This window comes from Enterococcus montenegrensis (assembly GCF_029983095.1).
GTDB classification, from domain to species: domain Bacteria; phylum Bacillota; class Bacilli; order Lactobacillales; family Enterococcaceae; genus Enterococcus_C; species Enterococcus_C montenegrensis.
Map to the genome: position 1 here is coordinate 1172534 of NZ_CP120467.1, position 14265 is coordinate 1186798.

Genomic DNA, 14265 nt, shown 5'->3' on the forward strand with positions numbered 1-14265 from the left:
TATGGGATTATTTGACTTCTTCACTAATAAACAGGCAGAAGCGGAAAAGCTGACTGATCCAGAGTACTTGAAAATGGATGTAGAAATTGCAATCAGATTGAAGAAGCGGTTAACCTCTCTTGAAGGAACTGTGAAGGAAATGAAGGCGCATGAAGCCAAACTGAAACAGGAGTTACAACAGGCTGAAGCATTCAAGTATGGCAGAGAAGAAAAGCCAGATTACACTGGCAAGGGATTTGCAGCCTTTCTGACAGCTTCCGCAGGCTTTGCAGAAGCAAAACACACTGCAAAAACACAGGAACAGGTGCGAACAGAACAGCAGGAGTTTGAGCGCTATAAAGAACAGTTTCTTTCTGAAAAGTTGCGTGAGATTGAAGCAGACTTGCACAAGTTGAAAAGCCAGCAAACTGACAAACTGCGTAAGATTGAGGATACATTTGAGACAGCTGCAAACACAGCGGATATTGATGAACTGTATGTGGCCATCACTTCAGATTATCACAGCTTAATGTACCGCACTAATGCCGTTGCGCAGTATTGCCCAAGGTATTATTTCAGTACCGTCTGGGAGCGCATTGAACGGCATAGTCCGGCGGTGAAGGAAACACTGGCTAAGCAACGGGCAATTAATGATGCTGCTTATGCGGCAAACTACAATGCAGCTCACAGTGGAGGTAAGCAGTGACGTTGCAGAATTTAGTTAACAGCAACAGCCCGACTACGCAACAAAAGCAATTTATTGAGCTTTACACTGACCCAGACGGCCGGGCATCTTTGCAACAAATTGCTGCAGAAGTTGGCGTTTCACGACGTACACTTCACCGTTGGCTGCGGGAGCCAGAGATCCAGAAGGAAATTATTAAGATAGAGCGGATAAGAGCAATGAGTCTCCTGCCAAAAGCTGTGACAGCTGTTGAGGATCTTTTAACTAACGGTGGTGACAGCGCAAGAGCAAAAGCTGCGGCTTTAGTTTATCAAAGTACAGGTCTTCTGGTAAAAGATAGCATTGACGTAACGCTAAAAAAACAAGAGTCTGTCATTGATCTAGATGTGGTAATGAAAAAATATGGCATTGATAACGGTAAGCTTGAAGAAAAAATTGAGGCTAATCAGTTAGAGCCACCTCAAACTTTTGAAGAAAAACGAGGGCTAAAAAAAGGTGAATAGATCAGTTATTATCTTCAGCAGTTTTATAGTACTTTGGCTTTATTGCTGAAAATTATGCTAGCTTCTACAGCTTTGCTTATCTCAGTTGCCGCTATTTTTGTAGTAGCAGTAAAAATAAAGAAGGACAGTAGTTAGTGCAGCCATCTGTTTATGAAGATGGCAGTGCTATTAAACGTTGTTTTTCACAGTTAAACAACAATACTAAAATGCTAAGAATTGAAGCTAAACAACGTTTAATAGTGCTGTTTTCAGCACTATACTGTCATAGTTTTCTTTCCTTTTTTGAATCAGAATAAAAACAGCGGAAATTGCCCCTTGCATTTGCAGCTTATTGCTGCGCCTTGCAGGGGGCTTTTTGTGTTGCAGAAAAAACGGAGGTGTTAGCATGTTTTATTTGGATGGTGAGTTAGTGAAACTGAAATATCCACTACAAAGTTTTTCTGTGGCTGAACAGCAAGGAATTAAGTTGCCTTCTTTGTTTAAGCCGGAAAAATTAGAAAAACGTCATATTTATACGTGGATTTATGTGGGGTTATTGGCAGATTGTTCTTACATTTCAAGAAAGCAAGTTAAACAGAATTTTAAAAAATATAGTATGAATGAACTATTAGAAGCTGTATATACAGCACTTAATGTGAATATGAGAGAAAAAGGTAGTCTCAACAAGCTGGCTGATTATATGGAAGAGGTAAACTAAATCAGATGGCTGTAAGTAGCATCAAATTTGATATAAGAGTAGACACTTCACAAGTGTCTACCGCGCTACAAAACGTAAGTCGGTCAACTAAGCAGACAACAAGCAACTTTCAGCAAGTAGCTAAAGCCAGCCCCTTCTCAAAGCTAACAGGGGCAGTAGGTAATTTTGGCAAGAGCTTGGCAAAAGCAGGTACCTATGGCTTAGCAATCAAAGGCGTTTCTGCAGCAGTTGATATGGTTAAGGGTAGTGTTTCCGGAGCCATATCACGTATAGACACACTGAATAACAGTCAGCGAGTCTTTGAAAATATGGGATTTTCCGCAAAAGCAAGTAAGGCAATGATGGAAGATTTAAGCGGCAGCATTAAAGGGCTGCCTACTAGCTTGGATAGCGCTGTGAAAGGAGTACAACTGTTAGCTTCTAGCACGGGCGACATTGGAAAATCACAGAAACTTTTTGCTGCGCTGAACAACGGCATACTGGGCTTTGGTGGTACTACCGCACAAGTAGAAAACTCTATTGTTCAACTATCCCAAGCATTTTCTAACGGTAAAGTAGACGCTGAGACATGGAATTCAATGATTGATGGCGGTCTTGGGCCTGCGTTGAATGCTTTAGCAAAACAAATGGGCCTTACTACTGGTCAATTCAAGTCAGGTCTATCAGATGGCAGTATTTCTGTTGAAAAGTTTCAGTCAGCGCTGATCAATCTGAACGAAAAAGGCGGCGGAGGGCTAAAAGCACTCAGCACTATTGCCAAAGACTCAACCGCAGGAATTGGCACGAGCATTGAAATCATGAAAACTGCTGTTATACGTGGTGTAGCAGAAGTGATAAAGGGTTTTGACGCATTTATCCAAGGTGTAACAGGCATGGGACTTGCAGACATCTTCGCAAGCATTGGCAGTGGCATGGAAGCGGGACTAAAAGCTATGGTACCGCTATTTGAGAAGCTGACACCAATTGCAAAGACTGCCTTTGAAGCACTGCAAACTGGGCTTTCTGCAGCAGTAGAGTTTTTGCAGCCTGTCATTGCTAAAATTACGGAGTTTGTCGGTGGCTTTCTTAAAACAGAAGAAGCAAGCACAATTTTTGGCGCAGTTGTTGAAGGTATTAAAGGTTATATAGCTGCGTTGGTTGAATATTGGACAGGGATTTTTAGCGGTGATAATTCTGTTTTTAATAGTTTTGTACGGGTTTTTAACGCTATTAAAGATGTGGCCGTACCCATTTTGCAAGATGCAATTACATTTATTCAAAGTATTGTAGGGCAACTAACAGCCTTCTGGCAAGCTAACGGTCAGACAATTATTGAAGCAGTAAAGAATGCGTTTAGCATTATAGCAAGTATTATTGAGTTTATAATGCCGGCGGTTCAAGTGGTGATTCAAACTGTATGGGAAAATATTAAAACAATTTTTCAAGGTGCGCTGAATGTAATTTTGGGTGCCATTAAAGTGTTTAGCAGCCTGTTTACGGGTGACTGGTCAGGTGTTTGGGCTGGAATTAAGCAGATAGCTGCAGGTGCTTGGACGTTTCTCACTGCTGGAATCAGCAATGCTTGGAACGCTATTAGAGCACTTACTTCTGTTGTTTGGAACGGTATTAAATCAGTCACTGTTTCAGTTTGGAATGGCATTAAGGCGGCAATCTCAGGAGCTATTAATGGCGCTAAATCTATAGTTTCATCTGTAGTAAACGGTATTAAGTCAACAGTTTCCAATGTTTTCAATGGTATCAGAAATATTGCAACAAATGTCTGGAATGGCATCAAGTCTGCAATTACTAGACCAATTGAAGCCGCAAAAAATACTGTGCTTAATATTGTTGAGAGAATTAAGAGCGCCTTTATCTTTAAATTAAAATTCCCTTCAATCTCTATTCCGCATATCCCACTGCCACACTTTAGAATCAGTGGCTCCTTCAATCCACTAAAAGGCAAGATTCCAAGTATTGGGATTGACTGGTATGCGACTGGTGGTATCTTCACTGGCCCATCTGTTGTTGGTGTTGGTGAGGCAGGGGATGAAGCTGTTGTGCCACTTTCAAATAAAAGCAGAATGGCTCCTTTTGCCAAGGCAGTTTCTGACTTTATGAAAGATGACAAGGAACCAGTGGAACATAGAGAACGCACAACACCGCAGACTGTGCAGACACATATCTTTTTCAATGATAGAGAAGTTGCTAAAGTTATCACGCCTGCTGTGACTACAGAGCAAGACAGACTATCCGCAAGCAGAAACAGGATGCGAGGCAAGCGTTAATAGAATACAGTATCACAAAGCACAGTCTTTACAGCTAATTACTGTAAGGGCTGTGTTATTTTTTTGTTGTCGGGGCAGTTTTTGCAAGGGTCTTAACCTTGTACGTGTTGTGTCACAATTAAGGGTCACCGTGACATGCTGTAATTGAAGGCAATGCAGATTTTTAACAGAAGTCATTTCAGTTTATAGAAGTATGCTAACTGTTGCTGTAACAATACTTGTGTGCTACTGTTAGTCAGATGATGAACAGAGAGGATACTCTGCAAACATTAAGCAGACACTTTTCTTGTATGGCGCATTTTATAAAAGGATAGCACTGCTAACTGTGGGCATTGCTAGGTTTACTCCGTCTTTAATAGGTTGAATTTATGTGTTATTTAATTGCTGTCGTTCTAACTATGATAAACTGTATAATTAATGCAATGTTATACAATAGATAACAGTGAAGTATCTGTTTATCATAGAGAATAAAATAATATACATAGTTTTGTATTTGATTACAGCAGTAACTACCGTAGAGAATACTGTTACTTGTTGCTGCTAAGCTGTTATAAGCAAGTTTAATCTATTAGCTTCGCATTAGATACATTATGTAAACTAAATAAACATTCATTTTATTGTACTTTGCAATTACGCTCATTCTTCTTTTAACAGTTATTTAACGTTGGGTTCTATTTAAGTGATTTAACTTTCTAAGAGCTGGTCATCATACCCCCCCACAGGGGAGGCACCCCTTTTCTCAGCTACCCCCAAGCAGTTCCACAATACACACAGTAAATTTTGAAAGCTGGTTATGATAGTAAATCATTGTAGCTTAATGCTTTTTATGTGTAGTCAGTAGCAGGCAATAGGATTACACTAGATAATAGTTTAACTGTATTTTTCTATTAAGCTACAATGAAATATAGAGTTAAAATGCGGCATCCTTGCTTATATAAACGTGGTGCCAGAAATAAATACACATTAAATTTTAGAAATGTGTTAGCAAGGTAAGTTGGTTGTTAGTATGCTGTAGATGCTCCCGTAGATATAAAAAAAGCCAGAGTTTCCAACAGACAGGCATTATGCTTGCTGGGGATCACTCTGGCTTATTGTTTTATTGTTCATTCTGTAGTTCCTGGTTTATGAACTCCTGTAATGCTTGTAGCTCTGCTGGGGATAGATCAGCGACATAACTCTGCAAGGCTTCTGCAGAGACTGGCTTACCCAGCAGGTAATCTACTGAAACATTGAAAAGCTCTGCTAGTTGCAGCAACTTGTCAGTAGAGGGCTGCATTTCACCAGATTCATATTTTCTTACCGTTCTCTCTGAAACATCCAACGTCAAAGCAAGCTCTTTCTGAGTAATACCCCGCTTGCCTCTGAGTTTTTTCAATGTGTCTGCAAAAAACATCTTTTCACCTCTTGACAGGACTAAATAGTTCCTCTATACTTTGCGTTGTTTGACAGGACTAAATAGTTCCTGCTGATTATCAAACAAAAAGCCAGAGTGGCGACTCTGGCAATCAAGCAACAGTTAACAGTTGAACTGTCTACTTGTAGTCAAATACAAGATTATTATAGCAGTTCCTCTGTTTGTTGCCAATCACAGGAGGAAGAAAAATGACAACAGCAAGCGATACAGTAGTGAACATGGTAGAGCAGTATAACGTAAGCAATGATTATGAACTTTATTTAAAATTATGGCTTGAACAGTATGAGCATAGCCTAGACGTATTGAAAGAAATTTATAATGAATTACCTGAGTCTTACTGCGACACTGATATGGATGCAATATTTGACTATGCACTGAAAATTACTATTGATGAATGGCAAGACGGTAATGACTCCGCCTTTACTGCAGAGGTAAACAGAAATTTACGCTGTACTGGCCATGGTATTTTATTTGCAGAGCAGCAAAATAAAACAGAGTATTATCCGTTAGAACTTGCTATCCATGAAGTAGTGTCGGACTTAACACAAGATGTGCAAGTGTCAATGAATTGCTTGAATGCTTTCAATCAACAGGAACATGAAATGTGCTTGCTGCTTATTTTTGATGCTATGCCCTATTTATCTGCAAAGGATAAGCAAGAGTCTATGAAATTTTTAGCAAGGACGTTCCTTGTGGCAGACATTGAACTGGAAATAAGTGAAGCACAGAAAGCATTTAAAGCATTCTTTAAGGCGTGGGAAGGTGAAGTGGCGTGAAAATTACATTAATTACATTAGATAAACTTCTTAAACAGTATCAAACAGGAAACAAACTTATTTTCAGTTCAATCTATACTTATGATTGCATTACGCAACAGCGACAAGAGCTAAAAAATTACTTTTTGGACACAGAAAGCTATTGTGATGCTGATTGCCCTTTATCTACAACGCAGATTACTGCCCTGTTGGATTGCGCATTGTTGTATGCTGTAGAAACATGGGAATCAAATAGTAATATGGTAGAAAGTTTTAGTTTATACGCTATGACTTTATTTGACGCAGTTCTGCCAAAAGACAGCACAGCCTCAAATAAAAATTTAAGTGCAATCAAGCAAAGTCTCAAAAAATTCAGCAACATTTCAACACGCTTTGCTGCGTATGCTGCTTTAATAGAGGCTGACTTGAACTTGATAGAAGGTTGCGAGGATTTGGAAACAGAGTTGAAAGAGCTTGCAAGTGCAGGCAATACACTGCAACAAACTGCATGGGCGTTTTTCTGCATGTATCTTAGTGTAAAAGGTAAAAGTATTACAGCCAAGTAGTCATAAACAGTGAAAATATAAATAATAGCTAGAGTTTCCAACTGTTAAATGGTAGAAGGTACTCTGGCTATTAATTTACTGAAAACAGCATAACTTTTAGATGGTAGTTAATTTACGTTAAGGGCGTTTTTGTGAAGTTAACCCCTGCTAGATCAGCATTCCCATTTTTTTACTGTTATATTATTCACCATGCGTTCTCCTGAAAATGCAGCCTTTAGTTGGTAGCAGCAGAAATTTTTTGCGCATTGATTGTTGACAACTGTTGTTGCACTGGGTTATATTAGCTGTAGCTAAGAGAGGAACTTTTAGCTGGTAGACTATAATTAAATATTTGTTAGGTGAGGCTCCTATATGGACACAAGCTGCTGCCGCGAAAGAATCGAGAGACTCTTAGTTGGTAGAACAGGAATGATCGTGAAGGTTATTCATAACGCAGCTGATAGCAGATGCTATCTACGCCCTATAGTGCTAAAGCTCAACATGAACATACGCTTATTAAACGCGTGCTCATTGTTGAGCACGCGTTTTTTCTTTTTGACAAGGCAGTCTTTTTGACAGGGTGGTCTTTTCAAAAATGATGTAAGCAGATTTTTTTGGTTACGCTTTGCCGGCTAAATATTTGAAATAAAGTTCAGAAAGGTTGATTGACATGGAACACCCCAGTCCCTCGCGACAGAAACTAAATAAAAATGGCTAGGGAAGCGGGAGTCTTTCCTAGTGGCAAGGAGAGAAAACATGTTATTTACAAAAAACACAAAAGAACAAGAATTAAAAAAATTAGCACTTTTATCAGAACGAGAATTATTTATGGAGCTGAGAACCTCTATTAACGGGTTATCTTCTGAAGATGCAAGAAAACGGTTAGAAGAGTATGGTGAAAATCGGGTAGATGCGCAAAAACCGACACCTGCTTGGCTCTTGTTTTTAGAAGCCTTTAAAGATCCTTTTGTTTTGGTTTTGGCGGCTTTGGCCATTGTATCATTTGCAACGAGGGATTATGAGGCAGCCATTGTTATGATAGTGATGATTTTAGCTAGTGTCATTATTACCTTTGTGCAAGAATATCGCTCTCAAAAAGCAAGTTTAGAATTAAAGGAATTAATCGAAAATACTTGCGCAGTAACACGAGATGGGCTCACCAAAGAAATTCCGATGGATGAAGTGGTGCCAGGCGATATCGTGACCCTTGCAACAGGTGACATGATCCCAGCTGATGCTGTTTTGATTTGGACCAAGGATTTATTTGTTAATCAATCTTCTTTGACTGGTGAGTCAATGCCAGTGGAAAAATTTGTCGAAGCTGGTGTTAAAAAAGATGAAGATGTTTCTGCACTAGACTTAGATGATTTAGTATTTATGGGGACGGATGTATTAAGTGGTCAAGGAAAAATTATCATTTTAAAAACGGGACAACAAACTTTCTTTGGCGATATTGCCAAAAATGCAACGAGTAAACGTGGAAAAACAGCTTTTGATATCGGTTTGACTCGGGTTAGCAAGTTGTTATTACGGATGGTAATGGTTTTATTTCCGGTAGTCTTTTTTATTAACGGCCTAACAAAAGGAGATTGGACTTCTGCGTTCTTTTTTGCAATTGCCGTAGCAGTGGGCCTAACGCCTGAAATGTTACCGATGATTGTGACGAGTAATTTAGCCAAAGGTGCACTTGCATTATCCAAACAAAAAGTCATTGTAAAAGAGTTGCCTTCTATTCAAAATTTAGGCAGTATGGATGTATTGTGTACGGATAAAACCGGTACAATCACTGAAGACCGTGTAGTTTTGGTGCAACATTTAAATCCAATGGGAAAAGAAAATCAAGCTGTTCTAAACATGACATATCTTAATTCTCACTATCAAACCGGTTGGAAAAATTTGATGGATATTGCCGTTTTAAATTATTTTGAAGAAAATAGTTGCCAGTTGCCTTTTGAAAATGTCGTTAAAATCGATGAAATTCCTTTTGACTTTTCTCGTCGTCGGTTAACTGTCGTGGTAAAAGCTGATAATCATCAAATCATGGTAACAAAAGGTGCTGTGGAAGAGATGGAACAAGTTTGTAAATATGCTGAAATTGATGGTGAAGTTGTTCTCTTAGACGATGAATTAAGAGAAAAAATGCGCAACGTGAATATTAAGATGAACGAACAAGGGATGCGAGTTTTAACCGTGGCGGTGAAAAGAGATGCCCACAGTGATGCGAATTATTCGGTTTCAGATGAAAAAGATATGACCTTAATCGGATTTATGGGCTTTTTAGATCCAGCCAAAGAATCGGCGATTTCTGCCATTAAGTCGCTACATGCACACGGTGTTTCAGTAAAAGTTTTAACCGGCGATAATGCTATCGTTGCCAAAAAAGTTTGCCAAGATGTAGGCATTGGTGTTACCAATATTTTGTTAGGGACAGATGTTGAAGCTTTATCAGATGAAGAATTGATGGCGCAAGTGGATGAAACGAATTTATTTGCCAAATTAAATCCCATGCAAAAATCCCGGCTAATTGAAGTCATTCAACGAAAAGGTCACACCGTTGGTTTTATGGGGGATGGCATTAATGATGCACCAGCGTTAAGAAAAGCTGATGTTGGTATCTCCGTGGATACAGCAGCCGATATCACCAAAGATGCCAGTTCAATTATTTTGTTAGAAAAAAGCCTAAATGTGTTGGAAACAGGGGTCATTGAAGGCCGTCGGGTTTTTTCTAACATGATGAAATACATTAAGTTTACGATCAGTTCAAACTTTGGCAATGTCTTTTCAATTTTAGTAGCAAGTGCTTTTTTACCTTTCTTGCCGATGCTTTCGATGCAATTATTGGTACAAAATTTGATTTATGATATGGCACAATTGACAATTCCTTGGGATAATGTAGATGAAGAAGAGTTAGTAAAACCTGTGCGTTGGGAAATTGGTGATTTGTTTAAATTTACCGTTTCCATCGGTCCGGTTTCTAGTATTTTTGATATTTTGACTTTTTTGGTAATGTGGTTTGTTCTAGGTGCAAATACAGTTGCAGAACAAAGCCTTTTCCAAACAGGCTGGTTTTTAGTCGGTTTAACGACGCAGACCTTAGTTGTTCATATGGTTCGCACTAGAAAAGTACCCTTTATTCAAAGTCGGGCTTCCTTACCAGTTATTTTGACTAGTCTTTTAGCAATTGTAACAGGTTTTGTATTAGTTTTATCCCCATTACGAAGTGTTTTTGATTTTGTGATGTTACCTGCGAATTATTGGGGTTGGTTCATTTTAATCATCATAGGTTACCTGATTGTGATTGAAATTGCGAAACGACTTTACATTAAATTCACTTCTGAGTGGGTATAAAGAAATAAATGCGGCAGTTACTTCTGTAACTGTCGCATTTTTAATATCTTGCTGTATTAGCAATTAATTGGATTTTTGTCAAATGAAATCTAGAATTTTTAAAAGCGCTTCACAAATGTGATGGAATTCACAAAAATAATTTGATATTAAGCTGTTTTAACGAATTTTTATTTCGTGATTTAGTGAGCGTCTTAGTTGTATTTATTTCAGATAAATGATAGCTTAGTGATGTAAGTTTTACGAATTACCTAATACAGAATATTATGCTGTTATACTTAGGGTCATTTATTTAGGAGAGGAATGGATAATAAAATGGCAAAGAATGTAATCGATTTCCAAAAGATTTTGGATGAGATCAATGCTGATTTTCCAACGTATCAGGCATTAGACAAGGACGGTAAGGTGGTTAATAAAGATTTAATCCCTGACTTAAGCGATGATGAATTAGTTGCGTTGATGACACAAATGGTGTGGTCACGCGTTTTGGATCAACGTTCAACTGCATTAAACCGACAAGGGCGTCTAGGCTTTTACGCACCAACTGCAGGACAAGAAGCAAGTCAATTAGCAAGTCACTTTGCTTTTGAAAAAGAAGATCGCCTGTTTCCAGGTTATCGTGACGTACCACAACTTGTGCAACACGGCTTACCATTGAAAGAAGCATTTTTATGGTCTCGTGGACATGTTGCAGGTAATTTATATCCAGCAGATTTACATGCAATGCCACCACAAATTATTATTGGGGCACAATATGTACAAGCTGCCGGTGTTGCCTTAGGTCTTAAAAAACGCAATAGTAAAAATGTTACGTTTGTATACACTGGTGATGGTGGTTCATCTCAAGGTGATTTTTATGAAGCAATCAACTTTGCAGGTGCTTACCACGCTAATGCAGTTTTCTATATTCAAAATAATGGTTTTGCCATTTCAACACCGCGGGAAAAACAAACCGCTGCAAAAACATTAGCACAAAAAGCAGCAGCTGCTGGTATCCCAGGAATTCAAGTAGACGGTATGGATGCACTTGCTGTTTATACAGTTTCTAAAGCTGCTAGAGAATGGGCCGCTGCTGGTAACGGACCTGTTTTAATTGAAACATTAACGTATCGTTATGGTCCGCATACTCTTTCTGGGGACGATCCAACACGTTACCGCTCAAAAGATTTAGACAATGAATGGCAACAAAAAGATCCATTGATTCGGATGCGTAACTATTTGACTGAAAAAGGACTTTGGTCAGAAGCTAAAGAAGAAGAAGTCATTGAAAAAACAAAAGAAGAAATCAAAACAGCTATTGCTGAAGCTGACCGTGTACCAAAACAAAAAGTTTCTGATTTCTTGAAGAGTATGTATGAAGTACAACCTCAAAGTATTAAAGAACAAATTGCATTTTATGAAGCGAAGGAGTCGAAATAGTCATGGCGCAAAAAACAATGATCCAAGCGATCACCGACGCATTGAGTTTGGAATTAGGTGCTGACGAAAATGTCTTAGTATTTGGTGAAGACGTAGGTAAAAATGGTGGGGTGTTCCGCGCAACAGAAGGTTTGCAAGAAAAATATGGTGAAGATCGCGTTTTCGATACACCGTTAGCAGAATCTGGTATTGGTGGTTTGGCTTTTGGTTTAGCTCTTGAAGGCTTCCGTCCAGTCCCTGAAATTCAGTTCTTTGGTTTTGTTTTTGAAGTAATGGATGAAATCGTAGGCCAAATGGCGCGGACACGTTACCGTATGGGCGGGACACGTAATTTGCCAATCACCATTCGTTCTCCATTTGGTGGTGGTGTGCACACACCTGAACTTCACTCAGATAATTTGGAAGGTTTAATGGCGCAATCTCCTGGTTTGCGGGTCGTTATTCCATCAAATCCTTATGATGCCAAAGGTTTATTGATTGCTTCAATTCGCAGTAATGATCCCGTTGTCTTTTTGGAACATATGAAACTTTATCGTTCATTCCGTGATGAAGTGCCAGATGAAGCTTATGAAGTTCCTTTGGACAAAGCAGCTGTAACTCGTGAAGGTAAAGATGTTTCAATTATTACTTATGGTGCAATGGTTCGTGAAGCAATTAAAGCTGCAGACAATTTAGCTAAAGAAAATATCGATGCTGAAATTATCGATCTTCGTACTGTCGCACCTTTAGATATTGAAACAATTATCGCATCTGTTGAAAAAACCGGCCGCGTCGTTGTCGTGCAAGAAGCACAAAAACAAGCTGGCGTTGGTGCTCAAGTTGTTTCTGAAATCTCTGAACGAGCTGTTTTATCTCTTGAAGCTCCTGTTGGTCGCGTTTCAGCGCCAGATACAGTCTTCCCGTTTGGTCAAGCTGAAAATATTTGGTTACCAAATGCTGCGGATATCGAAGCAAAAGTAAAAGAAATCGTCAACTTTTAATTAGACGTAAGCTTATGAATTCTATTTTCAGGAAGGAAAGATTATAAATGGCTTTTCAATTTAAATTACCGGACATCGGCGAAGGTATTGCAGAAGGCGAAATCGTAAAATGGTTCGTTAAACCTGGCGATACAATTAACGAAGATGATACGTTATTAGAAGTACAAAATGATAAATCAGTCGAAGAAATTCCGTCACCTGTTACAGGTACAGTTAAAAATATTATTGTACCAGAAGGAACAGTAGCAAATGTTGGCGATGTATTGGTTGAAATCGATGCTCCTGGGCATGAAGATAATGAAGGTGATAGTGGCGTAGCTGCGACGGAACAAACCCCAGCGCAACCTGCTGCGGTACCTACCGAGCAAACTTCAGCAGCAAGTAGTGGTGTTTATCAATTCAAATTACCAGACATCGGCGAAGGTATTGCAGAGGGCGAAATCGTAAAATGGTTTGTTAAACCTGGCGATACAATCAATGAAGATGATACATTATTAGAAGTACAAAATGATAAATCAGTCGAAGAAATTCCATCACCTGTTACAGGTACAGTTAAAAACATTCTTGTCTCAGAAGGGACAGTAGCAAATGTTGGGGATGTATTAGTTGAAATCGATGCACCAGGACACAATGATGCACCGAAATCTGCACCTGCAGCACCTGTAAGTGAAGCTGCAACTCCTGAAGCTTCACTTACAAGTAGTGTTGTCAAAGCAGCTGATCCGAATAAACGTGTCTTAGCGATGCCGTCAGTTCGTCAATATGCTCGCGAAAAAGATGTTGATATTACACAAGTAACAGCTACAGGTAAAGGCGGACGTGTAACAAAAGAAGATATTGATAACTTCTTAAATGGCAACACTTCAGCTGCAGCTGCCGCAACGACTTCTACACAAGCAACTGACGTACAACAAAGTCAAGTAGCTGCTAAAGCGGCACCGGCACCAAAAGCCTTCACTTCAAACATGGGCGACATGGAAGAGCGCGTTGCTTTAACACCAACACGTAAAGCAATTGCTAAAGCAATGGTTACAAGCAAACAAACAGCACCTCATGTCACATTACATGATGAAGTAGAAGTTTCTGCACTTTGGGATCACCGTAAGAAATTTAAAGAAGTAGCTGCTGAAAATGGCACTAAGTTGACATTTTTACCTTACGTTGTCAAAGCGTTGACTGCTACGGCTAAGAAATTCCCAGTTTTGAATGCTTCTATTGATGATGCAAAACAAGAAATTGTTTACAAACATTACTATAATATTGGGATTGCAACCGATACAGATCATGGTTTATACGTACCAAATGTTAAAAATGCAGATCAAAAAGGTATGTTTGCAATTGCTGATGAAATTAACGACAAAGCCCAATTGGCTCATGACGGTAAACTTGCTGCTGATGATATGCGTAATGGCACAATTACAATCAGCAATATCGGTTCGGTTGGTGGAGGATTCTTTACTCCGGTTATTAATTACCCAGAAGTTGCCATTTTAGGTGTAGGTACAATTGCACAACAACCAGTTGTTAATGCTGAGGGTGAAATCGTAGTTGGCCGCGTTATGAAACTTTCATTAAGTTTTGACCACCGCATCGTCGATGGCGCGACTGCTCAAAAAGCAATGAATAATATTAAACGCTTGTTAGCTAACCCAGAGCTAATGTTAATGGAAGGATGATAG

General features: G+C 39.1%; 11 protein-coding genes and 1 riboswitch. Of the genes, 10 read left to right on the forward strand and 1 reads right to left on the reverse strand.

Annotated features, from left to right (window positions below):
• Window position 1 precedes the first annotated feature (1 nt).
• The 4 genes from P3T75_RS05775 (at window position 2) to P3T75_RS05790 (ending at window position 4128) form a co-directional block, all read left to right on the forward strand.
• Window positions 2–685, forward strand: coding sequence for a hypothetical protein (locus P3T75_RS05775; protein WP_282462438.1), 684 nt, complete (start codon window positions 2–4; stop codon window positions 683–685).
• Complete coding sequence (locus P3T75_RS05780; protein WP_282462439.1) at window positions 682–1167, forward strand: phBC6A51 family helix-turn-helix protein; 486 nt, start codon at window positions 682–684, stop codon at window positions 1165–1167. The genes P3T75_RS05775 and P3T75_RS05780 overlap by 4 nt, the downstream gene beginning before the upstream one ends.
• Before the next feature lie 385 nt (window positions 1168–1552).
• The gene (locus P3T75_RS05785) at window positions 1553–1864 is read left to right on the forward strand and encodes a hypothetical protein (protein ID WP_282462440.1); all 312 of its coding nucleotides are present in this window, start codon (window positions 1553–1555) and stop codon (window positions 1862–1864) included.
• Window positions 1865–1869: 5 nt separating this feature from the next.
• Complete coding sequence (locus P3T75_RS05790) at window positions 1870–4128, forward strand: phage tail protein (protein WP_282462441.1); 2259 nt, start codon at window positions 1870–1872, stop codon at window positions 4126–4128.
• 1096 nt (window positions 4129–5224) lie between these two features.
• On the opposite strand, the gene P3T75_RS05795 is transcribed toward P3T75_RS05790, so the two are convergent.
• Entirely contained in the window at window positions 5225–5521 is a 297-nt protein-coding gene (locus P3T75_RS05795; protein WP_282462442.1) for a helix-turn-helix domain-containing protein, read from the reverse strand.
• A 209-nt stretch (window positions 5522–5730) separates the two neighbouring features.
• On the opposite strand from P3T75_RS05795, the gene P3T75_RS05800 reads away from it, so the two are divergent.
• From P3T75_RS05800 to P3T75_RS05825, 6 genes are all read left to right on the forward strand, one after another.
• Window positions 5731–6318 (forward strand): hypothetical protein, encoded by a 588-nt coding sequence (locus P3T75_RS05800; protein ID WP_282462443.1) that lies wholly within the window; start codon window positions 5731–5733, stop codon window positions 6316–6318.
• Complete coding sequence (locus P3T75_RS05805) at window positions 6315–6863, forward strand: hypothetical protein (protein WP_282462444.1); 549 nt, start codon at window positions 6315–6317, stop codon at window positions 6861–6863. The genes P3T75_RS05800 and P3T75_RS05805 overlap by 4 nt, the downstream gene beginning before the upstream one ends.
• Before the next feature lie 323 nt (window positions 6864–7186).
• Window positions 7187–7357, forward strand: a riboswitch (M-box (ykoK) riboswitch).
• A gap of 241 nt (window positions 7358–7598) precedes the next feature.
• Window positions 7599–10190, forward strand: coding sequence for a magnesium-translocating P-type ATPase (mgtA, locus tag P3T75_RS05810; protein ID WP_282462445.1), 2592 nt, complete (start codon window positions 7599–7601; stop codon window positions 10188–10190).
• A gap of 300 nt (window positions 10191–10490) precedes the next feature.
• Complete coding sequence (pdhA, locus tag P3T75_RS05815; protein WP_396140026.1) at window positions 10491–11606, forward strand: pyruvate dehydrogenase (acetyl-transferring) E1 component subunit alpha; 1116 nt, start codon at window positions 10491–10493, stop codon at window positions 11604–11606.
• A 2-nt stretch (window positions 11607–11608) separates the two neighbouring features.
• Entirely contained in the window at window positions 11609–12586 is a 978-nt protein-coding gene (locus tag P3T75_RS05820) for an alpha-ketoacid dehydrogenase subunit beta (protein WP_173103191.1), read from the forward strand.
• A 47-nt stretch (window positions 12587–12633) separates the two neighbouring features.
• Window positions 12634–14262, forward strand: a complete 1629-nt coding sequence (locus tag P3T75_RS05825; RefSeq protein ID WP_282462446.1) for a dihydrolipoyllysine-residue acetyltransferase — start codon at window positions 12634–12636, stop codon at window positions 14260–14262.
• The last annotated feature ends 3 nt before the right edge of the window (window positions 14263–14265 follow it).